Raw genomic sequence first — 20,619 nt, 5'->3', positions numbered from 1 at the left:
CCCAGTTTCGGGAAGGGGCGGGTCAGGGGACCAGCGCCGCGCAGCGGAGCCGCCTCGGCCACCCCCTACCCGCGCGACCACCCGCCTACCGAACCTCGACGAAGTCCCCCACGTCGCGCGCCCTTCGCGCAGCCACGGCCCCCGCAGGATGTCCCACCGCAACGGCCCCCATCGGATCCCACCCCGCCGGCAGCCCCAGCACATCCCGCACCACATCCCGGCAGAACATGGTCGAAGAAACCCAAGCCGACCCCAACCGTTCCCCGGCCAGAGCCACAAGGAAGTTCTGAACCCCCGCCCCCATGGCCACCACGAACATCTCCCGCTCGGCAGCATCCCGCCGCGCGTCCCCGTACGTATGAGCCCCGTCCATCACCAGGCAGGGCACGACCAGATACGGCGCCCGCCGCAGCACATCCCCGCGCCGCACCCGCTTGGCAATGGACTCCTCCGACTTGCCGTCCGCCCGAAGATCCGCGACCCAGGCGTCCCGCATCCCGTCGAGCAACGCCCCCCGAGCCGCCTTTGACTCGACCAGCACGAACCGCCAGGGCGTCGTGTGATGCGGCGCAGGCGCGGTGACAGCCGCAGCGACAGCCCGCCGTACAGCCCCCGCGTCCACCACCTCGTCGGTGAACTCCCGAACGGTGCGCCGCAGCGTCACCGCTTCGCGCACCGCCTCCGAAGTCCCCAACCTGAACATGTCATCGGCGGCGACCCGCACCATGTCCCGTGCGGAACCGCTCTCGCTCCCCACCACACCGGAAAGCCCCCGCACGACGGCGACAGGCAGCCCCTCGGCCTTGCCCTTCACGAGATCACCGGCCGCGGCCAGTTCATCCGCGACAGCCACAACGGTCGCGCTCAGCGGATTCCCATACGCATCGACACCACCCCGCAGGTCATCGAGCACCCGCACCCCCGCAGCCCCGATGGCCACATCGGTGAGCCCGTTCCGCCAGGGCCGCCCGAAGGTGTCGGTGACGACGACCCCGACATCGACCCCCAGCGCATCGCGCAGCCCGTCCCGGATCCCCCGGGCCGAAGCGTCCGCGTCCTCGGGCAGCAACAGCACGGTCCCCGCAGGGGTGTTGGAGGCGTCGACGCCGGCAGCGGCCATCACGAGCCCCTGACGGTTCTCCACGATCCGCAGCGCCCCGCGCCGCGCGACGACCCGCACGGTCTCCGCATCGATGGCGGCCTCGCGGTCCTCGGCGGCGACAACGCGCCCCTCGGCCTTGCTCACGATCTTCGAGGTGACGAGAACGACGTCGCCATCGACCAGCTCAGGGGCGGCCCCCGCGATGAGCTTCGCCAGATCGTCACCGCCCCGCACCTCGGGCAGCCCGGGTACGGCCCACACCCGGAACTCGGGGGAGGCGCTCACGCCCGTACCTCCTCGGCCAACCGCAGCGCCTCCCGGGCCATCACGGTGGTGGCCTCGAGGTCGGTCATCATCAGCGGTACGGCACGGCACCGGATCCCCGCCGCCTCGACCTCAGCGACAGCACCCGCGTCCACGGTGTCGACGAGCCAGCCGTCGAGAAGCCCCGACCCGTAGTGCGTGGCAACAGCCGCAGCGGTCGACTCGACGCCCACCGCGGCCAGCACCTTGTCGGCCATGCCCCGCACGGGAGCGTCCCCGACGATCGGCGAGAGCCCGACGACGGGCACCCCTGCCTCGGCGATGGCTTCACGGATCCCCGGCACGGCCAGGATCGTCCCGACGCTCACCACAGGGTTGGACGGCGGGAAGAGAATGACGTCCGCCTCCGCGATGGCCTCCAGGACCCCGGGCGCAGGCTTCGCCTGCTCGGCACCCACGGGGACCACGGCCTGCGCGTCCACGGAGGCGCGCAGCTTCACCCAGTACTCCTGGAAATGAACAGCCTTCCGCTCACCGTCCACATCGACAGCCACATGCGTCTCGACGCGATCGTCGGACATCGGAATGAGCCGCACCCCCGGCTGCCACCGCTCGCACAAGGCAGCGGTGACCGCACTCAGCGGATACCCGGCCCCGAGCATCTGCGTCCGCACGATATGAGTGGCGAAGTCCCGGTCCCCGAGCCCGAACCACTCGGGTCCCACCCCATAGGCGGCCAGTTCGCTCTTGACGGTGAAGGACTCGTCGGTCCGCCCCCAGCCCTGCTCCTCGTTGATGCCACCGCCGAGGGTGTACATCACGGTGTCGAGGTCGGGACAGACCTTCAGCCCGAACAGATGGATGTCGTCACCGGTGTTGCCGATGACGGTGACGTCCGCGTCGGGCGCGGCCTGCTTGAGGCCGCGCAGGAATCGGGCACCACCGATGCCTCCGGCCAGAACCACAATGCGCATGCGCCCAGCATCTCAGGCGGGTACGACATCCTCGGCGGCCGGGGCGGCGCACTGCGCACCGTGCATGGGCATGTCGGTCAGCCCGGGGAAGTAGACGTGCAGGCTTATGGCCGGCTCCAACGAGTCGTTCACGACCTCATGGACGTAACCGGGCGCGAAGACGCGCTGCGCCCCGGCGCCCAGTTCACGCGCGATGGCCCCGGTGGGCCCGGCCCGCTCGGTCAACCGCCCGTCCAGCACGGTCAGTACCCCGGAGGAGTCCCCGTGGTCGTGCAGCCCGCTGCCCTGCCCCGGGATCCAGCTCAGCAGCCAGACCTCGTAACCCGGCCCGGTGCGCAGCCGGTGGTACCAGCGGGAGGTCGCGTCGTAGTCGACGAGGTGCTCCCACTGCGCGCGGTCGGCCGCGATGGAGCGCGCAAGGCCGGCGAACTCGGCGACGGTGGCCGGGTGCTCGCGGGCAGGCTGCAGAAGGTGCTGTACGGAAAGGATGTCGCCGGCGATCTGGAGGTCGCTGTCATTGCTGTTCATGGCGCGGGGGTTCCTCGGCAGAGTCAGTGCTGGGGTGTCGCAGGGCGGGAGGCCACAAGGCTGGAGTACACAGATGGACTCAACAGCTGGAACAGCAACAGCGCGCCTGGACAGCACTGCGGAACCCACGGATGTGGGTCGCGGTGAGTGCTGTGGTGGTGGCCATGGAAACAAGGACACCGGGTCGGACCGCAGCTGTCAACTTGATGCCCGATTTGGGGGTAATGTTTCACCTCATCCGGTTACTCCGCCCGGAGAAAGGTTTGTTCGGACGTGAGAGCGGAGATGTGGCGCTACAGCCCCCGTGGCAAACGTCGTTGCGCACTCGTGATCCGACTGTGATCTCGATCGCTTCGACCGGCGGACCGGAACAAGATCAATCCCCGTCGCATCCTTCCCTGTTGCGGGAGGGGCGCCGGGATGGGCCAGTGGCAAGTGTCAGGGTTTTTGGTGATTTGAACACTTTCCGCATAGCCTTGGTTCCGCAGAGTGAAATAGGGACCCAATAGCAGATCTCGGCTTGACTGGCCCGGATCCACGCACTTGTAATTTCACTCGTGTCGTTCAACCGAAATCGGTAACGACAGCATCACGGGGACGTAAAGACGGACGAGGGGCGCACATGACCGAGGTGTTCCACCAACTGCTGGTCGACGACGCGGAAGAAGAACTCGGCTGGCAGGAGCGCGCATTGTGCGCGCAGACCGACCCCGAGTCGTTCTTCCCCGAGAAGGGCGGCTCCACCCGCGAGGCCAAGAAGGTCTGCCTGGCCTGCGAGGTCCGCTCCGAATGCCTTGAGTACGCCCTCTCCAAAGATGAACGCTTCGGCATCTGGGGCGGCCTCTCCGAGCGCGAGCGCCGCCGCCTCAAGAAGGCTGCGGTCTAGGCAAATCGCCCAAGCCCGTACGTAACGAACGGTCCGCCCCCTGCTTCATCCCCGCAGGCGGCGGACCGTCGTGATTCCCAGCCGTTAGTGTGGGGCGCTGTCCGCGTGATGCACCAACGCCCCCACGGGGCGCGTGCGTCCACCGCATCCGCACAGCAGCCTCCGGGGGGACGCCCCCCGGACCCCGGCCGGAGGGGCCCGTACCTCGATGTCCGTGCACAGCCAGTCGACGGCCCCTTACGAGGGCTCCGCGACCCCAGAGTTCCCCAGGCATGTCGTCACCGCCGTGCTCGTCTCCCACGACGGCGCACGCTGGCTCCCCGACGCGCTCGCCGGGCTGCTCGGGCAGGACCGGCCCGTACAGAACGTGGTCGCAGCCGACACCGGCAGCGCCGACGACTCCGCCGCCCTGGTCACCGAAGCGCTCGGCGCGGAGCGGGTGTTGCACCTCGCCCGCCGCACCGGCTTCGGCACCGCCGTCGAGGAGGCATCGCGTACGGCAGGAGTCCTCACCCCCGAGGAACTGCCCTATTTGAAGCGCCCCAGCGGCTGGGACCCGGTCAGCAGGACCTGGCGCGACGACGCCTACGACCTGCCCGAACTCCCGCACGGCGAACCCGTGCAGTGGCTCTGGCTGCTGCACGACGACTGCGCCCCGGAGCCCGACGCCCTGGCCGAGCTGCTCCGGGTCGCCGACGCGGATCCGTACGCGGCGATCGTCGGCCCCAAGCTCCGCGGCTGGTACGACCGCAAGCAGCTCCTCGAAGTCGGCGTCTCCATCGCCAACAGCGGCCGCCGCTGGACCGGGCTCGACCGGCGCGAACAGGACCAGGGACAGCACGACCAGGTCCGCTCCGTGCTCTCGGTCTCCAGCGCCGGAATGCTGATCCGCCGCGATGTGTGGGACGAACTGGGCGGCTTCGACCGCAGGCTGCCGCTCATGCGCGACGACGTGGACCTCTGCTGGCGCGCGCACACGGCCGGACACAAGGTCGTCATCGCACCCGACGCCGTGATGCGCCATGCCGAAGCCTCCGCGCGCGAGCGCCGCCCCATCGACTGCGTGGGACGCTCCGTCGCGAGCCCGCACCACGTCGACAAGGCGGGCGCCGCCTACACGCTGCTCGCCAACGCGCGCGGCAAGGCACTTCCGTACGTCGCCCTGCGCCTGATCGTCGGCACCCTGCTGCGCACCGTCGCCTATCTGGTCGGCAAGGTGCCGGGACAGGCCGTCGACGAGGTCACCGGGCTCCTCGGGACGCTGCTGCGACCCGGCCGCATCCTCGGCGCCCGGCGCCGCAGGGGCAGGCCGGTCGTCGAGGCGAGCGAGCTGCGGCCGCTGTTCCCGCCGAGCGGTGCCACCGTCCGCGCCACCTTCGAACAGGTCACCAGCCACTTCGGCGGGAACTCCGAACCCGACGCCGGCGGCTCGCGCCACGGCGTGGTCGAGTCCGGACCCGGCGGGGACGACGGTGACTATCTGGAGGTCGAGCAGTTCGCGCGGCTCAAGCGGATCGCCCGCAAGCCGGGCCCCGTGCTCTTCGCCGTACTCCTGGTCTTCTCCCTCGCCGCCTGCCGCGGCCTGCTCGGCGGCGGCGCGCTCGCGGGAGGGGCGCTGCTGCCCGCGCCCAGCGACGTCTCCGACCTCTGGAGCCGGTACGCGGACGCCTGGCACCCGCTCGGAGTCGGCGGCACCCAGACCGCGCCGCCCTACCTCGGCATCATCGCCGCGCTGTCGACGGTGCTGCTCGGCCACACCGGCCTCGCGCTCACCCTGCTGCTGGTCTGCTCGGTGCCGCTGGCCGGGCTCACCGCGTACTTCGCATCCCGCCCGCTCACCGAATCGCGCCTCCTGCGGGCCTGGGGGAGCGTCGCGTACGCCTTCCTGCCCGCCGCCACCGGCGCGCTCGCGACCGGGCGCCTGGGCACGGCCGTCCTCGCCATCCTGCTGCCGCTGATCGCGCGCTGCGCCGTCTCGGCGGCCGGTCTGCGCGGGTCGCGCGGTTCCTGGCGCGCCACCTGGGCGTACACCTTCCTGCTGACGCTCGCGATGGCGTTCACGCCGGTCGTGTGGCCGCTCGCGGTGGTGCTCGGCGTGGGCGTGCTGGCGCTGCACCGTGACGAGATCACCGCGTACGGGCTGCGCCTGCTCGCCGTCGTGGGCACCCCGCTCCTGGTGCTCGCGCCCTGGTCGCTGACGCTGCTCACCCACCCGTCCCGCCTCTTCGAGGAGGCGGGGCTCGCCTACGGCAAGGGCTCGGCCTCCGCAGTCGACCTGCTGGGCATCAGCCCCGGCGGCCCGAAGACGGTCGGCGGCCTGGTCCTCGCCGGAGTGGTGCTCGCCGCGCTGGCCGCACTCCTGCGCGGGGAGCGGCAGTTCGCGGTCCGTACCGCCTGGGCGGCCGCACTGATCGGCCTCGTCTTCGCAGTCCTGGTGAACCGCTCGGGCTGGGCCGGTCCCGCCACGCTCGTGTACGGCATCGCCCTCCTGGCCGCCGCGGTGATCGGCGCCGAGGGGGCCCGCGAGCGGGTCGCCTCGCAGAGCTTCGGCTGGCGTCAGCCGGTTGCGGGACTGATCGCCGTCGCCGCCGTCCTGGGACCGCTGGTCGCCGCCTTCGGGTGGATGGCCGGCGGCGCGGACGGCCCGGCCGAACGGCGCGATCCCACGCAGGTGCCCGCCTTCGTCGCCGAGGAGAGCGGCACGCGCGACCAGGCGCGGACGCTGGTCCTCGGCGGGAAATCGGCCGCGAAGGTCTCGTACACGCTGGTACGCGGCTCGGGCGGGCGCCTCGGCGACGCCGAACTGGCCGAGGCGGGCGGCAGCAGCCCCCGGCTCGACAAGATCGTCGCCAACCTGGTGGCCGGATCCGGAGCCGACCAGTCGAGTCAGCTGAGCGGCTACGCCATCCGCTATCTCCTCGTACGCGACGGAGCACCCAGGGAGATGGGCCGCACCCTCGACGCGACGCCCGGCCTGAGCCGCCTCAGCCAGCTGGACGGCAGCGCCCTGTGGCAGGTCGACCGGCAGGTCGCCCGAGCCACGATCGTCTCCGGCACCACCGAGCCGGTCGTGGTGGCCTCGGGCCCTGTCGACGCGCACACCATGCTTCCCTCGGGCCCCTCCGGCCGCACCCTGCGGATCGCGGACGCCGCGTCGCCCGGCTGGAGCGCGACGCTCGACGGGAGCCCGCTGACGAAGACGACCGTCGACGGCTGGGCGCAGGGATTCCAACTGCCCGCCGAGGGCGGCAGGCTCGACCTGACGTACGACGCACCGATCACCCACACCGCATGGATCTGGGCCCAGGGCCTGCTCGCCCTGGTGCTGTTGGTGCTCGCGCTGCCCGGCCGGCGCAGGGACGTCGACGACGACCTTCCCGAGGAGGACCTCGTGGTGCCCGCCCAGCCGGTGGCCGGCGAGGGCCGCAGGGCGCGCAGGCTGCGGGCGGCGGCCCAGGCTTCGGAGGACGAAGGCACCGAAGGCCCGGAGGGCGCGGTGGGCGCGGAGGCGCTGCCCGCCGACGACGGGTTCCCGCAGCAGCAGCAGCAGCCGGTCGCGGAGGGCGACTTCGCGCCGCAGTACGGCAGCGAGGTGCCGCAGCAGCAGGCGTACGGGGAGTGGGACCAGCAGCAGCAGCCGACGTACGCGACGGCCGACTATGCGCAGTACCCGGAAGGCCAGGGCCAGCAGGGCTACGGCGGGGAACAGCAGTACCAGCAGTACCCCGGCCAGTACGGCACCGAGGGCTACGACCCGTACCAGCAGCAGCAATACCCGCAGCAGGACGGCCAGTACGACCCGTACGGCTACAACCAGCCCCTGCCGCCCGAACAGCAGCAGCAACACCAGCAACAGCCGCCCTACCCCGACGACGAGCCCCACCAGCAGCGCCCCGACGGGAGCCACCAGTGAACCGCAACACCCTCTCCCTCGCCGCAGCTGTGGCCGCCCTCGCCGCGGTCGCCGGCATCGCCACCCTCGCCGCCCCCGGCAGCGGTACGACGGTCGAGGCGAAGGCGGCGGCGCGGCTGCCCGTGGAGCGCACCAGCCTGCTCTGCCCGGCACCCAGCCAGTCCGACCTCGCGGCGACGACGTACACGTCCTTCACCCCCGCGGGCGCGGCGGGCGACGCCAAGTCGGGCAAGGCCGAACTGATGCCGTCCGCCACGGCGAAGAAGAAGGCGGACAAGCCCGTCGCCCCCCTCACCCAGACAGGCAAGCCCGCCACGGCCACCGCGTCGGGCGGCGACGCCCCGGCCCTGATCGGCTCGGCCGACGGCACCCTCGCCCCCGGCTGGACCGCCCAGCAGACCACCACGGTCACGATCGGCGGCTCACGCGGCCTGCTCGGCACCAACTGCACCGCCCCGGACACCGACTTCTGGTTCCCCGGCGCGAGCACAGCGGCCGACCGCCAGGACTACGTCCACCTCACCAACCCGGACGACAGCGCGGCCGTCGCCGACATCGAGCTGTACGGCAAGAGCGGCCGCATCGCCTCCGACGTGGGCGAGGACATCACGGTCCCCGCGCACGGCAGCGTCCCCGTCCTGATCTCGACGCTGATCGCGGCCAAGGACCCCGACCTGACCGTCCATGTCTCCACCCGTTCGGGCCGCGTGGGCGCCGTCGTCCAGTCCATGGACGACAAGCTCGGCAGCGACTGGCTGCCCTCCTCGGCGGCCGCGGCCCGCACGCAGGTCCTGCCCGGCATCCCCGCCGATGCGACGGACGTGCAGCTGGTGGCGTACGCACCCGGCAACGACGACGCCGACCTCAAGCTCCAACTGGCGGGCGCGGACGGCAAGATCACCCCGGCCGGCTTCGAGACCCTGCACGTGAAGGCGGGGATGACCGCCGCGGTCGACCTCAAGAACATCACGCGCGGCGTCGCCGGTTCGCTCGTGCTCTCCCCCTCGGGCGACGGGAGTTCGACCCCTGTGGTGGCCGCGCTCAAGGTCGTACGGGGCACGGGCGGCAAGCAGGAGGTCGCCTTCATCCCGGCGGCAGGTCCGGTGGGCGAGCGGGCCACGGCGGCCGACAACCGGGCCAAGGGCTCGACGCTCTCACTGGTCGCGCCCGACGGTGCGGGCAAGGTGAAGGTCACGGCTTCCGCGGGCAGCGGGGGCGGCGCTCCGGTGGTCAAGACGTACACGGTCAAGGCCGGTACGACGCTCGTGGTGAAGCCCGAGGTCCCCTCGGGTCTCAAGGGCGCGTACGCACTGACCGTCGAGCCCGAGGCGGGCAGCGGACCGGTCTACGCGGCCCGCACGCTCGAACTCCCGCAGGGCGGGGTGCCGATGTTCACGGTGCAGGCACTCTCCGACGACCGCGGGATGGTCCGCGTGCCCGCGGCCGACGAGGACCTGTCGCTGCTGAACGACTGAGTCACTCCTGCCCGTCCTGCCCGTACCGCGGATCGACCGACTCAGGTGCGAGGCCGAGGAGTTCGGCGACCTGCTCGACCACGACCTCGTGGACGAGCAGTGCCCGCTCGTCGCGGTTCTTGGTACGGATCTCGACGGGGCGCCGGTAGACCACGATCCGCGCGGCCCGGTCCTTGTCCGCCGCGACCGCGGCGCCCAGTGGCACGGCTTCGCTGTCGTGCCACTCGTCCGGGTCGTCCGGCGTGCTCGTACGGGGTACGTCGAGCACCAGGAAGTCCACCTCGGCCAGCTGCGGCCAGCGCCGCTCCAGACGCTCCACGGAGTCCTGTACGAGATCGCGGAAGCTCTCGGCACGCGTCGTGGAGAGCGGGACCTGCGGAGGGGCCACAGGCCCGCGCATGCCGCGTCCGTGTCGGTCGCGGCGGCGGGGCGGCCGCGGCTCGGCGGGCTGGGGCGGGGGTGCGGGTGCGTCCATCACTGACGCAGGGTAGTCCTCCGGACAGCCTGGTGAAGGACGGGACGGGCCTCTGCACGGCATGTCGTCGAATGAGCGAGTCCATGCCCATTCTGATCGATGGCGGCTCGCTCATCGACCGTAAATTTCGCTCCTCTTGTCTTGATCAAGCCAACTACTGACCGAATACCGCCCGGTCACTGCCTGTATCCGTCTCCGCCCGTGCAGGTCAGGGCAGTTGCGCCGCGGACAGCAGGGGCAGGGGTGGCACGAGGACACGGTGGGGTGACGTCGGGGAGAGTCGTCGCGGCCCGCTCAAGAGTGCGGTACCGTCCAACATCGTGAGCCCTGTACGTCGCTGTTCTCGGACCGCGTGCGGCCGCCCCGCCGTCGCGACGCTGACGTACGTCTACGCCGACTCGACCGCGGTACTCGGCCCGCTCGCCACCTATGCCGAACCTCATTGCTACGACCTGTGCGCCGACCACAGCGAGCGCCTGACCGCCCCGCGCGGCTGGGAAGTCGTCCGTCTCACCGACGGTTCGGCCCCCGCCCACCCCAGCGGCGACGACCTCGAAGCCCTCGCCAACGCGGTACGGGAAGCGGCCCGTCCGCACGACCGAGGCACGGGTGCGGCGGGCGTCGGCCGGCAGGCCGACCCGATGGAGGTCGCGCGCCGCGGCCATCTGCGGGTGCTGCGCTCACCGGAGTCCTGAACACCGGCCCTTCCACCTCCGGGTATTTTGAAGGTCCGTAATGACCTTCAGGAGGGCTGGCCGTGGCTGCTGCCGCCGATTTGTCGCAGATCGTCAAGGCGTACGACGTGCGCGGAGTGGTCCCCGACCAGTGGGACGAGTCGCTGGCCGAACTCTTCGGAGCGGCTTTCGTCAAGGTCACCGAGGCGTCGGCGATCGTCATCGGCCATGACATGCGCCCCTCCTCGCCGGACCTCTCGAACGCCTTCGCGCGCGGCGCGGCCGCCCAGGGTGCCGATGTCACCCTCATCGGCCTGTGCTCGACGGACCAGCTGTACTTCGCCTCGGGCCAACTGGATCTGCCCGGGGCGATGTTCACCGCCTCGCACAACCCGGCGCAGTACAACGGCATCAAGATGTGCCGGGCCGGTGCGGCACCGGTGGGCCAGGACACGGGCCTCGCGGAGATCCGTACGCTCGCCGAGAACTGGTCGGCGACGGGCGCCCCCACACCTGCTGCCACCACGGGAACCGTCACCCGCACCGAGACGTTGAACGATTACGCGGCCCACCTCCTCTCCCTGGTGGACCTCTCCTCGATCCGCCCGCTGAAGGTCGTGGTGGACGCGGGCAACGGCATGGGCGGCCACACGGTCCCCACGGTCTTCGCCGACCTGCCCGTCGAACTGATCCCCATGTACTTCGAACTCGACGGCACGTTCCCCAACCACGAGGCCAACCCCCTGGACCCGGCGAACATCGTCGACCTGCAGGCCCGCGTCGTCGCCGAGGGCGCGGACCTCGGCCTGGCCTTCGACGGCGACGCCGACCGCTGCTTCGTGGTCGACGAGCGCGGCCGGGGCGTCTCGCCGTCGGCCATCACGGCCCTGGTGGCAGCCCGCGAACTGGCCAAGCACCCCGGCGGCACGGTGATCCACAACCTGATCACCTCCTGGTCGGTCCCCGAGGTCGTACGCGAACAGGGCGGCATCCCCGTCCGTACGCGCGTGGGCCACTCCTTCATCAAGCAGGAGATGGCCACCTCCGGAGCGATCTTCGGCGGCGAGCACTCGGCCCACTACTACTTCCGCGACTTCTGGAACGCCGACACCGGCATGCTCGCGGCCCTGCACGTCCTGGCGGCCCTGGGCGGCCAGGACGGCCCGCTCTCCGAGCTGGTCGCGTCCTACGACCGCTACGCGGGCTCGGGCGAGATCAACTCCACGGTCGACGACCAGAAGGCCCGCACGGCAGCGGTCCGCGAGACGTACGCACCGCTGCCCGGAATCACCACCGACGACCTGGACGGCCTGACCGTCACCGCACAGGACTGGTGGTTCAACCTCCGCCCCTCGAACACCGAGCCGCTGCTGCGCCTCAACGTGGAGGCGAGGGACGAAGCAACGATGACCAAGGTCCGCGACGAGGTCCTGGCCCTGGTACGCAACCCAACTCCCTGACCGAACCTCCGGCGATCGAGGAGCGGGGGTCCGGGGGCGGAGCCCCCGAAAAGGCGGGGCCCGGGGTGCAACCCCGGTTTCGGGAAGGGGCGGGTCAGGGGAGAAAAGCCCGCGCAGCGGCCACCGTCAGCGGCCAACCCCACCCCGCCCCCACCCCGGCGGTACGCTGACGTCACCCAACCCAAACGTTCGAAGGGACACCCCATGCCGCTCGAAGCCGGCCTTCTGGAGATCCTCGCCTGCCCGGCCTGCCACGCCCCGCTCAAGGACGAGTCGGCCTCCGACGACGCCCCCGAGCTGATCTGCACGGGCAAGGACTGCGGCCTGGCCTACCCCGTAAGGGACGGCATCCCCGTCCTCCTCGTGGACGAAGCCCGCCACCCCGCATAGGCGCAAGCCACCCGCACCCGAACCCACCACGGAGGAGGGGGCCCGCCCCCATGCTCGACGAGACGCTGCTGGACACCCCCGACGCCCTGGCCCGCGCCGACCGCCACGGCCTCCTCCGAGGAGCAGCCGAAGCAGGCGCCCGCGTCCGCACCGCCGCCCGCCACGCGGTCGAGGCGGGCATCGCGGAGCTGAAGCCGGAGGGCAGGCCCCGCGCCCTCCTGCTCGCGGGCCCCGGCACCGCGGCCACCGGAGTCGCCGACCTGCTCGCCGCACTGGCGGGCACCACGGCCCCGGTGACCCGCCTCGCCCCCACCGGCGTCGCCCCCGCCGCAGGCGCCCTGCGCTGGGCGCTCCCCGGCTGGGCGGGCCCCGTGGACCTCCTGCTCATCACCACGACGGACGGCACGGAACCGGGCCTCGCCCTCCTCGCCGAACAGGCCTACCGCCGAGGCTGCACGGTCGTCGCCGTGGCCCCCCGCAGCTCCCCGCTCACCGAGGCGGTCGAGGTCGCGCACGGCCTGTACGTACCGCTGGCGACGGCGCCCCGCACCGGCGACCAACACCCCGACGAAGCCCAGGAATCCGCCGCTTCCCCCGGCGCCTTCTGGTCCCTGCTCACGCCCCTGCTCATACTCCTGGACCGGCTGGGCATCCTCACGGCCCCGACCGAGACGATCAGCGGCATGGCGGACCGTCTGGACCGCACGGCGGAGCGCTGCGGACCGGCCATCACCACGTACAGCAACCCCGCCAAGACACTCGCATCCGAGCTCGCGGAATCGCTCCCCCTCATCTGGTCGGAAGGTACGGCCACAGCCGCTGCGGGCCGTCGATTCGCCGCCGTACTGGGCGAGTTGGCGGGCCACCCGGCGCTGACGGCAGAGCTCCCCGAGGCGATCGCGGCCCACTCCACCCTGCTCGGCGCCTCCGGAGGCGGCCAGGGCGCCCCGGACGTCGCGGACTCCGCGGACGACTTCTTCCGCGACCGCGCGGACGACGCCCAAACGCTGCGCCCCCGAGCCATCCTGCTCCGCGACCGCCCGGCCGGAGGCCTCACCGCGGCCCCGGCCGCCCGCGACCTCGCGCTCGCCCACAACGCGCCCCTGAGCGAGCTGGAGCCGGAAGAGGGCACGGACCTGGAAGCCCTCGCGGCACTCATCGCGACCACAGACTTCGCGGCCGTGTACCTCGCGCTGGCCACGGCATAACGTCTGCTCCCCCCAGCCCACCCACCCCAGCTGAACCACCCGGAGAGAGCCCCCATGGACCGCCTGACCAACACCGTGCGCCCATACGCCTGGGGCTCCACCACCGCCATCCCGGCCCTCCTCTCGACCGCCCCCACCGGCGAACCCCAGGCCGAGATGTGGATGGGCGCCCACCCCGGCGCCCCCTCACGCGTCGACCGCGGCCAGGAATCCCAGCCGCTCTCCGAGCTGATCACCGCCGACCCGGAAGCCGAACTCGGCGCGGCAGCGGTCGCGAAGTTCGGCCCCCGCCTCCCCTTCCTCCTCAAGATCCTCGCGGCCGGCGCTCCCCTCTCCCTCCAGGTCCACCCCGACCTCCAGCAGGCGCGGCAGGGTTACGAGGCCGAGGAGCGCGCCGGGATCCCCATCGACGCCCCGCACCGCAACTACAAGGACGCCAACCACAAGCCCGAGCTGATCTGCGCGCTGACCCCCTTCGACGGCCTGTGCGGCTTCCGCACACCCACCGAATCCGCAGACCTGCTGGCCGCCCTCGAGGTCGACTCCCTCAAGCCGTACGTGGACATCCTGCGCGCCCGCCCCGAAGGGGCGGCCCTGCGCGAGGTCCTCACGGCGATCCTGACCGCGGACCCGGCCGAGATGCACGCGACGGTCACCGAAGCGGCAGCCGCGGCGACACGCCTCGGCGGAGCCCACGCCCCGTACGCACAGATCGCCCAGCACTACCCCGGAGACCCCGGCGTCATCGCCGCGATGCTGCTCAACCACGTACAACTGCAGCCGGGCGAAGCCCTCTTCCTCGGCGCGGGCGTCCCGCACGCCTACCTCAGCGGCATGGGCGTGGAGATCATGGCGAACTCCGACAACGTCCTGCGCTGCGGCCTCACCCCCAAGCACGTGGACGTCCCCGAGCTCCTCAAGGTCGTCCGCTTCGAGTCGGCAGGCCCCGGCGTCCTGCGCCCCGAGGCCTCGGCGACCGGCGAAGAGCTCTACGAGACCCCCATCGACGAGTTCCGCCTCTCCCGCTACGTCCTCCCCGCCGACGCGACCCCCGTGGACCTGCCGGCCACCACCCCCCAGATCCTGCTCTGCACCGCGGGAACCCCCCGGGCCGGTGAACTCCCGCTCACCCCCGGCCAGTCGGTCTTCGTCCCCGCAGGCGAAAAAGCCACGCTCACCGGCCCCGGGACGGTCTTCCGCGCCACAGTCGTGGCCTGATGCAACAATGTGCGGCCGTACGTACAGGTCAGCACCCAGCACCCAGCACCGACGAAGGGACCCAGCCCACTCATGAGCGCGTCAGGCGGAACCAAGGCGATCGTGGCGGCGCTCGGCGCCAACCTCGCGATCGCGGTAGCGAAGTTCGTGGCGTTCCTCTTCAGTGGCTCGTCGTCGATGCTCGCGGAGAGCGTCCACTCGCTCGCCGACTCCGGCAATCAGGGACTGCTGCTCCTCGGCGGCAAGAAGGCCAAGCGCGAGGCAACGCCCGAGCACCCCTTCGGCTACGGCCGTGAGCGCTACATCTACGCCTTCCTGGTCTCCATCGTCCTGTTCTCCGTCGGCGGCATGTTCGCGGTCTACGAGGGCTACGAGAAGATCAAGCACCCGCACTCCCTCGACAACTGGTACTGGCCGGTCGGCGTCCTGGTGTTCGCGATCATCGCGGAGGGCTTCTCCTTCCGTACGGCGATCGTGGAGTCCAACGTGACCCGCGGCACCCTCTCCTGGTCCCAGTTCATCCGCCGCTCGAAGGCCCCCGAGCTCCCCGTCGTCCTCCTCGAGGACTTCGGCGCCCTGATCGGTCTGATCCTCGCCCTGTTCGGCGTCGGCCTGGCCGTGGTGACCGACAACGGCATCTGGGACGGCATCGGCACGCTGTGCATCGGCATCCTCCTGATCGCCATCGCGATCGTCCTGGCGGCGGAGACGAAGTCGCTCCTCCTCGGCGAATCCGCAGGCATCGAGGAGGTCGACAAGATCAAGGCGGCGATCGTCGACCACGACACGGTCACCTCGGTCATCCACATGCGCACGCTCCACCTCGGCCCCGAGGAACTCCTGGTCGCAGCCAAGATCGCGGTCCAGCACGACGACACGGCGGCCGAGGTCGCAGCCGCCATCAACGCGGCGGAATCCCGTATCCGCGAGGCCGTCCCGATCGCCCGGGTGATCTACCTGGAGCCGGACATCTACAGCGAGTCGGACGCAGCCGCGGGCAACGACCCCGAGGCGACTCCCGGCGGCCCGACCCCCGCGCCCGCCCACTGAACCGAGGCCCCAACACCCCACCGGACAAAGCCTCTCCCCATCCGGGCTGGGGTCCACTGGGCCGATCGGTGTAGATTCGTGACCAGAGCCAGACGTCGCTGCTGATGGCGGTCGGGCGGTCCGTACTGCGGACCGTCCGAGGGAGAGAGGGCCTCCGACGGACTGCGCACTGCGTGTGCGAGGCCACCCGGGCATTCCCATGCCCGTACACCGCCGCAACCGCAGAGCACAGCCACCCGAAGCACCACGACCCTCGACCCATTTCAACGAGGAGCAGCTCGTATGACGACTGTCGCCACCGCCCAGGACTTCAAGGTCGCCGACCTGTCCCTGGCCGCTTTCGGCCGCAAGGAGATCACCCTCGCCGAGCACGAGATGCCCGGCCTGATGTCGATCCGCAAGGAGTACGCCGCCACGCAGCCGCTCGCCGGCGCCCGCGTCACCGGCTCCCTGCACATGACCGTGCAGACGGCGGTCCTGATCGAGACGCTGGTCGCCCTCGGCGCCGACGTCCGCTGGGCCTCCTGCAACATCTTCTCCACCCAGGACCACGCCGCGGCCGCCATCGCGGTGGGCCCGACGGGCACCCCCGAGGCCCCCGCGGGCGTCCCGGTCTTCGCCTGGAAGGGCGAGAGCCTGGAGGAGTACTGGTGGTGCACGGAGCAGGCGCTGACCTGGCCCAACACCCCCACCGGCGGCCCGAACATGATCCTGGACGACGGCGGCGACGCCACGCTCCTGGTCCACAAGGGCGTGGAGTTCGAGAAGGCCGGCGCGGCCCCGGACCCGGCGACGGCGGACTCCGAGGAGTACGCGTACATCCTCAAGCTCCTCAACCGCACGCTGGGTGAGAACCCCCAGAAGTGGACCCAGCTCGCCTCGGAGATCCGCGGCGTGACCGAGGAGACCACGACCGGTGTGCACCGTCTGTACGAGATGATGCGCGACGGCCAGCTGCTCTTCCCCGCGATCAACGTCAACGACGCGGTGACCAAGTCGAAGTTCGACAACAAGTACGGCTGCCGCCACTCGCTGATCGACGGCATCAACCGCGCCACGGACGTCCTCATCGGCGGCAAGGTCGCGGTCGTCTGCGGTTACGGCGACGTCGGCAAGGGCTGTGCGGAGTCGCTGCGCGGCCAGGGTGCCCGCGTGATCATCACGGAGATCGACCCGATCTGCGCGCTCCAGGCGGCGATGGACGGATACCAGGTCGCGACCCTCGACGACGTCGTCGAGATCGCGGACATCTTCGTCACGACGACGGGCAACAAGGACATCATCATGGCCTCCGACATGGCCAAGATGAAGCACCAGGCCATCGTCGGGAACATCGGCCACTTCGACAACGAGATCGACATGGCCGGCCTGGCCAAGATCCCGGGCATCGTCAGGGACGAGGTCAAGCCCCAGGTCCACACCTGGAAGTTCGAGGACGGCAAGGTCCTGATCGTCCTCTCCGAGGGCCGCCTCCTGAACCTCGGCAACGCGACGGGCCACCCCTCGTTCGTGATGTCCAACTCCTTCGCGGACCAGACCCTGGCCCAGATCGAGCTGTTCACCAAGCCGTCCGAGTACCCGACCGACGTCTACGTGCTCCCCAAGCACCTCGACGAGAAGGTCGCCCGCCTCCACCTGGACGCACTGGGCGTCAAGCTCACGACGCTCCGCCCGGAGCAGGCGAGCTACATCGGCGTAGAGGTAGAGGGCCCGTACAAGTCGGACCACTACCGCTACTGAGCCACCCGCAAGCCCCGAACACAGGCAGGCCCCCGTCACCCAGTGCCGGGGGCCTGCCCTGTACCGGCCCATCAAGCCCACCCCGGCCACATCAAGCCCGTCCGGCGATTGAGGACGAGCGACCGAAGGTCGCGACAGGGGGCCCGGGGCACAGCCCCGGTTTCGGGAAGGGGCGGGGTGGGGGACAGGCCCGCCGCAGGCGCCCCACCCGCACCCACCCCACCACCCGCACAAGCTCTCTCCCCCCGAGGACCCTCATGCCCAGAGGCCGCTACACCCTCCACGACCCCCACGACCACGCCCCCCTGGGCGAAGAGCACTTCCACTGCGCCCCCGGCCCCTCCGGCTGGCGCTACGTAGCCCAGACAACAAGCTCCACCGGCGACCACATGGGCTCCGTCGACTTGGCCCTCGACGAGCTGGGCCGCCCCATCCGCCTGGAACTCAACGCCTCCTCCTGGCAGATCCGCGGCGCAGCCCTGGACGGCGTCACCTGGGTCCGCACGGACCCCACCGGCACGTACGCCACCGAAGGCAACGTCCAGGCCCACGCATTCGCCGGCACCTCCCCGGCCTTCCTCATCGCGACAACCCGTCTGCTCCGCCTGACCCCCACCACCCCCGCCACCCGCGTCCGCCTGGTCACCTTCACCGACCCCGTACTGGCCCCCCGCACCGTCGACCAGTCCTGGGCCCTACTGAAAAGTGAAGCGCACGCCACTGACAACGGCCCCCTCCTCGTGGACGAGTACCAGGTCAACGCACTGGACACCGGCGAGCAGCACACCGTCCATATCGCCGGCGACGTAGTGCTCTCAGCCCCCGGTATCGAACTGGAACACCTGGAGACCCCGCCCTCGGTGTTCCCCGCGCCCTAAGCCGGCGGCACAAACCCAGTGGTCGAGCCCTCGGACGCACCGTCCACAACGTCCCCCCGCACAGCCACAACCGCCGGCACCCCACGCACAGGGACCCCACCCAGAGGCACCCCGCCCACCGGCGCCGCACCCATCGGCACCGCACCCGCCCCAAAGATTCGCCGCGCATCCCGAACTTGCCGCTCACTCACGACGGCGGCCAAGTACGCCCCCGGTGGCACCCCTTGCGGCACAGGAGCCCCCGTACGACCGGCCAGCTCCCCGGCGAGCCGCTCGGCCACGGCCCACCCCACCTCCGCGTCGAGCTGCCCCATCCGCGTCAGGTACTGCCGCACCGCAAGCCACAACTCGTCCGGAACCCCGGACAGATCAAGTCCGGCGAACCGCCCGGCCAACCACGGCGGCGGAGGCGGCACAGGCTGCACCCGCCCCGCGGACACCCGCTCCCGTACGACAAGGGTCCCGGCGAAGACGTCCCCGACACGCCGTCCCCGCGCGGAGACGAGCGAGGCGATGCACGCCACCACCCCAAAGGTCATGAGGATCTCCACGACCCCGATCGCCCCACGCACCAGCGCATGCCTGAACCGGATCGGCCCCCCGTCGTCCCGCACCACCCGAAGCCCGCACGCGAGCTTCCCCAGCGACCGCCCATGGCTCAACGTCTCGACCGCGATCGGCGCCCCGACGAGCACCAGCAGAAACAACCCCACAGCCAGAGCGGCCGAGGCAGCCTCATCCATCGAAGCGGTAGCGGCGATGAGCCCTATCGAAACCCCGATGTACACAGCCCAGACGCACACCAGATCAATCAGCAGCGCCAACGCCCGACTGGGCAACTTCGCAGGCTGCAGCCCCAGTACGACCGCATCACCCGTCACGAGCCAACTCACAACAGCCCACCCACCCTTCGCCGAGATCCACAGTCTGCCAAGCTGACCCGCAACACGCAGGCGGGAAGCCCACAGCAGAGGCAGGAGAAGCAGCCCCATGGACCTTGATGTCTTCGTCACGGCGCACCGCGCCGAGTGGGACCGCCTCAACCACCTCCTGCACCGGGGCCGCCGACTCACCGGCGCAGAGGCCGACGAACTGGTCTCCCTCTACCAGCGCACGGCCACCCACCTCTCGCAGATCCAGTCCACCACCCCGGACCCCATGCTCACGGCCCGCCTGACCCAACTCGTGGCCCGAGCGAGGGCCACGGTGACGGGCACCCGCCGAGCGAGCTGGCGCGACGCCGTCCGCTTCCTGACGGCAGGCTTCCCCGCGGCGGTCTACCGCTCCCGCCACTGGTGGGTCCCCACAGCCCTGATATCGACAGCCCTCGCCGCGTTGATCGGCTGGTGGATCGCCACGCACCCGGAAATCCAGTCCTCCATCGCAGCGCCCTCGGCGCTCCGCGACATGACCCGCCCGGGCGGCGAGTACGAGACCTACTACTCCAGCCACCCCGCAGCGTCCTTCGCAGCCCAGGTCTGGACTAACAATGCCCAGGCCGCCACCATGTGCCTGGTCCTGGGCGCGTTCCTCTGCCTCCCGGTCTTCTGGATCCTCTTCCTCAACATGCTCAATCTCGGCGTTGGCATCGGCCTGATGGCATCGGCCGGCCGCCTGGACACCTTCCTGGGCCTGATCCTCCCGCACGGCCTGCTCGAACTCACCGCGGTCTTCGTGGCCGCAGGCACAGGCCTGCGCCTCGGCTGGACAGTCATCGACCCCGGCCCGCTCTCCCGCCGCACAGCCCTGGCCCAACAGGGCCGCGCGGCCCTGGGCATGGCCATCGGCCTGGCCCTGGTCCTCTTCGTTTCAGGAGTCCTGGAAGGCTTCGTGACCCCTTCGGGCCTCCCGACCTGGGCCCGCATCACCATCGGGATCGCAGCGGAATCGGCATTCCTCACCTACGTGTACGTGCTCGGAGGCCGGGCAGCACGAGCAGGCGACACAGGAGACGTGGAAGAACCCGACCGCAGCGCTGAACTCCCCATCGCGGCGTGATGTGCGTACGCCGCCTCTGACCTGCTAGTCTCCTCTTCGCCCACAAAAACCGTTGACACGGTTCGAGTGGGGAGGTAGATTCGAACGGTTGCCTCGAACTGGACAGGTTCGAGCCAAACAGCTAGTGTCTCTCTTGCTCTCACCGGAAATTGAATTTCCGCAGAGCCTCCCGATATTCAGAATCACGAGGCCGATCAAGTCGGCCAAATTGCATCTGATAAAGTCGGAATCGCCGGAAAGCCGAAAGGCTGAAAAGCACCCCACTTCGACTGGGAATCGGGCCCGAAAGGATCTGATAGAGTCGGAAACGCAAGACCGAAGGGAAGCGCCCGGAGGGCCCAGTGAAATGGGACCAAAGGAAGCGTCCGTTCCTTGAGAACTCAACA

The 20,619-nt window shown here is 70.7% G+C and carries 17 protein-coding genes; 12 read left to right on the top strand and 5 right to left on the bottom strand.

The genetic code is table 11. From position 1 onward, the window contains the following. Positions 1 to 85: 85 nt before the first annotated feature. From AB0H78_RS24455 to AB0H78_RS24445, 3 genes are read right to left on the bottom strand one after another with little or no spacing between them, the layout of a single operon-like run. Positions 86 to 1,387, bottom strand: coding sequence for a coenzyme F420-0:L-glutamate ligase (locus AB0H78_RS24455; RefSeq protein WP_363236684.1), 1,302 nt, complete (start codon positions 1,385 to 1,387; stop codon positions 86 to 88). Next, a complete protein-coding gene (gene cofD, locus AB0H78_RS24450) occupies positions 1,384 to 2,340 on the bottom strand; it encodes a 2-phospho-L-lactate transferase (protein ID WP_363236683.1) in 957 nt (318 codons plus the stop codon). The genes AB0H78_RS24455 and cofD overlap by 4 nt, the downstream gene beginning before the upstream one ends. Positions 2,341 to 2,352: 12 nt before the next feature. Continuing rightward, positions 2,353 to 2,868 carry a cysteine dioxygenase family protein gene (locus tag AB0H78_RS24445; RefSeq protein WP_363236682.1) on the bottom strand — a complete coding sequence of 172 codons (516 nt, stop codon included), beginning with the start codon at positions 2,866 to 2,868 and terminating at the stop codon, positions 2,353 to 2,355. 622 nt (positions 2,869 to 3,490) lie between these two features. Here AB0H78_RS24445 and AB0H78_RS24440 point away from each other — a divergent pair. The 3 genes from AB0H78_RS24440 to AB0H78_RS24430 all read left to right on the top strand — a co-directional run bounded on the left by AB0H78_RS24440 (position 3,491) and on the right by AB0H78_RS24430 (position 9,142). Then, the gene (locus AB0H78_RS24440; RefSeq protein ID WP_206966728.1) at positions 3,491 to 3,754 is read left to right on the top strand and encodes a WhiB family transcriptional regulator; all 264 of its coding nucleotides are present in this window, start codon (positions 3,491 to 3,493) and stop codon (positions 3,752 to 3,754) included. 208 nt (positions 3,755 to 3,962) lie between these two features. After that, on the top strand, positions 3,963 to 7,667 hold the full coding sequence (locus AB0H78_RS24435; RefSeq protein WP_363236681.1) for a glycosyltransferase: 3,705 nt from the start codon (positions 3,963 to 3,965) through the stop codon (positions 7,665 to 7,667). Further along, on the top strand, positions 7,664 to 9,142 hold the full coding sequence (locus AB0H78_RS24430; RefSeq protein ID WP_363236680.1) for a DUF5719 family protein: 1,479 nt from the start codon (positions 7,664 to 7,666) through the stop codon (positions 9,140 to 9,142). The genes AB0H78_RS24435 and AB0H78_RS24430 overlap by 4 nt, the downstream gene beginning before the upstream one ends. A 1-nt stretch (position 9,143) precedes the next feature. Here AB0H78_RS24430 and AB0H78_RS24425 read toward each other — a convergent pair whose 3' ends face one another. Next, on the bottom strand, positions 9,144 to 9,617 hold the full coding sequence (locus AB0H78_RS24425; protein ID WP_363236912.1) for a metallopeptidase family protein: 474 nt from the start codon (positions 9,615 to 9,617) through the stop codon (positions 9,144 to 9,146). 317 nt (positions 9,618 to 9,934) lie between these two features. Between AB0H78_RS24425 and AB0H78_RS24420 the strand changes: the two genes are divergently transcribed. The 8 genes from AB0H78_RS24420 (at position 9,935) to AB0H78_RS24385 (ending at position 18,235) form a co-directional block, all read left to right on the top strand. Next, positions 9,935 to 10,312, top strand: a complete 378-nt coding sequence (locus tag AB0H78_RS24420) for a DUF3499 domain-containing protein (RefSeq protein ID WP_363236910.1) — start codon at positions 9,935 to 9,937, stop codon at positions 10,310 to 10,312. A gap of 56 nt (positions 10,313 to 10,368) precedes the next feature. After that, positions 10,369 to 11,751 carry a phosphomannomutase/phosphoglucomutase gene (locus AB0H78_RS24415; protein ID WP_363236909.1) on the top strand — a complete coding sequence of 461 codons (1,383 nt, stop codon included), beginning with the start codon at positions 10,369 to 10,371 and terminating at the stop codon, positions 11,749 to 11,751. A gap of 204 nt (positions 11,752 to 11,955) precedes the next feature. Beyond that, positions 11,956 to 12,141, top strand: coding sequence for a Trm112 family protein (locus AB0H78_RS24410; protein ID WP_363236679.1), 186 nt, complete (start codon positions 11,956 to 11,958; stop codon positions 12,139 to 12,141). A gap of 50 nt (positions 12,142 to 12,191) precedes the next feature. Then, positions 12,192 to 13,349: an SIS domain-containing protein gene (locus AB0H78_RS24405; RefSeq protein ID WP_363236678.1), complete on the top strand. Its 1,158-nt coding sequence runs from the start codon at positions 12,192 to 12,194 to the stop codon at positions 13,347 to 13,349. A 54-nt stretch (positions 13,350 to 13,403) separates the two neighbouring features. Continuing rightward, positions 13,404 to 14,567 carry a mannose-6-phosphate isomerase, class I gene (gene manA, locus AB0H78_RS24400; protein WP_363236677.1) on the top strand — a complete coding sequence of 388 codons (1,164 nt, stop codon included), beginning with the start codon at positions 13,404 to 13,406 and terminating at the stop codon, positions 14,565 to 14,567. A gap of 72 nt (positions 14,568 to 14,639) precedes the next feature. After that, the gene (locus AB0H78_RS24395) at positions 14,640 to 15,617 is read left to right on the top strand and encodes a cation diffusion facilitator family transporter (protein ID WP_363236676.1); all 978 of its coding nucleotides are present in this window, start codon (positions 14,640 to 14,642) and stop codon (positions 15,615 to 15,617) included. A gap of 282 nt (positions 15,618 to 15,899) precedes the next feature. Next, the gene (ahcY, locus tag AB0H78_RS24390) at positions 15,900 to 17,357 is read left to right on the top strand and encodes an adenosylhomocysteinase (protein ID WP_363236675.1); all 1,458 of its coding nucleotides are present in this window, start codon (positions 15,900 to 15,902) and stop codon (positions 17,355 to 17,357) included. A 257-nt stretch (positions 17,358 to 17,614) separates the two neighbouring features. Next, a complete protein-coding gene (locus AB0H78_RS24385) occupies positions 17,615 to 18,235 on the top strand; it encodes a hypothetical protein (protein WP_363236673.1) in 621 nt (206 codons plus the stop codon). On the opposite strand, the gene AB0H78_RS24380 is transcribed toward AB0H78_RS24385, so the two are convergent. After that, the gene (locus AB0H78_RS24380) at positions 18,232 to 19,128 is read right to left on the bottom strand and encodes an RDD family protein (RefSeq protein ID WP_363236672.1); all 897 of its coding nucleotides are present in this window, start codon (positions 19,126 to 19,128) and stop codon (positions 18,232 to 18,234) included. The two genes, AB0H78_RS24385 and AB0H78_RS24380, sit on opposite strands and share 4 nt — an antisense overlap. Before the next feature lie 97 nt (positions 19,129 to 19,225). On the opposite strand from AB0H78_RS24380, the gene AB0H78_RS24375 reads away from it, so the two are divergent. Continuing rightward, entirely contained in the window at positions 19,226 to 20,233 is a 1,008-nt protein-coding gene (locus AB0H78_RS24375) for a stage II sporulation protein M (RefSeq protein ID WP_363236671.1), read from the top strand. The last annotated feature ends 386 nt before the right edge of the window (positions 20,234 to 20,619 follow it).

The organism is Streptomyces sp. NPDC050738 (assembly GCF_040654175.1).
In the GTDB taxonomy this organism is placed as follows: Bacteria; Actinomycetota; Actinomycetes; order Streptomycetales; family Streptomycetaceae; genus Streptomyces.
The sequence above is the reverse complement of the archived record's forward strand: the minus strand, read 5'-3'. Positions and strand labels throughout refer to the sequence as shown.

Bases quoted from the DNA above. Each gene is read 5' to 3' on its own strand.
- cofD (WP_363236683.1), bottom strand. From the start codon at position 2,340: ATGCGCATTGTGGTTCTGGCCGGAGGCATCGGTGGTGCCCGATTCCTG.
- AB0H78_RS24445 (WP_363236682.1), bottom strand. From the start codon at position 2,868: ATGAACAGCAATGACAGCGACCTCCAGATCGCCGGCGACATCCTTTCC.
- AB0H78_RS24440 (WP_206966728.1), top strand. From the start codon at position 3,491: ATGACCGAGGTGTTCCACCAACTGCTGGTCGACGACGCGGAAGAAGAA.
- AB0H78_RS24435 (WP_363236681.1), top strand. From the start codon at position 3,963: ATGTCCGTGCACAGCCAGTCGACGGCCCCTTACGAGGGCTCCGCGACC.
- AB0H78_RS24425 (WP_363236912.1), bottom strand. From the start codon at position 9,617: ATGGACGCACCCGCACCCCCGCCCCAGCCCGCCGAGCCGCGGCCGCCC.
- AB0H78_RS24410 (WP_363236679.1), top strand. From the start codon at position 11,956: ATGCCGCTCGAAGCCGGCCTTCTGGAGATCCTCGCCTGCCCGGCCTGC.
- AB0H78_RS24405 (WP_363236678.1), top strand. From the start codon at position 12,192: ATGCTCGACGAGACGCTGCTGGACACCCCCGACGCCCTGGCCCGCGCC.
- manA (WP_363236677.1), top strand. From the start codon at position 13,404: ATGGACCGCCTGACCAACACCGTGCGCCCATACGCCTGGGGCTCCACC.
- AB0H78_RS24395 (WP_363236676.1), top strand. From the start codon at position 14,640: ATGAGCGCGTCAGGCGGAACCAAGGCGATCGTGGCGGCGCTCGGCGCC.
- ahcY (WP_363236675.1), top strand. From the start codon at position 15,900: ATGACGACTGTCGCCACCGCCCAGGACTTCAAGGTCGCCGACCTGTCC.
- AB0H78_RS24385 (WP_363236673.1), top strand. From the start codon at position 17,615: ATGCCCAGAGGCCGCTACACCCTCCACGACCCCCACGACCACGCCCCC.
- AB0H78_RS24375 (WP_363236671.1), top strand. From the start codon at position 19,226: ATGGACCTTGATGTCTTCGTCACGGCGCACCGCGCCGAGTGGGACCGC.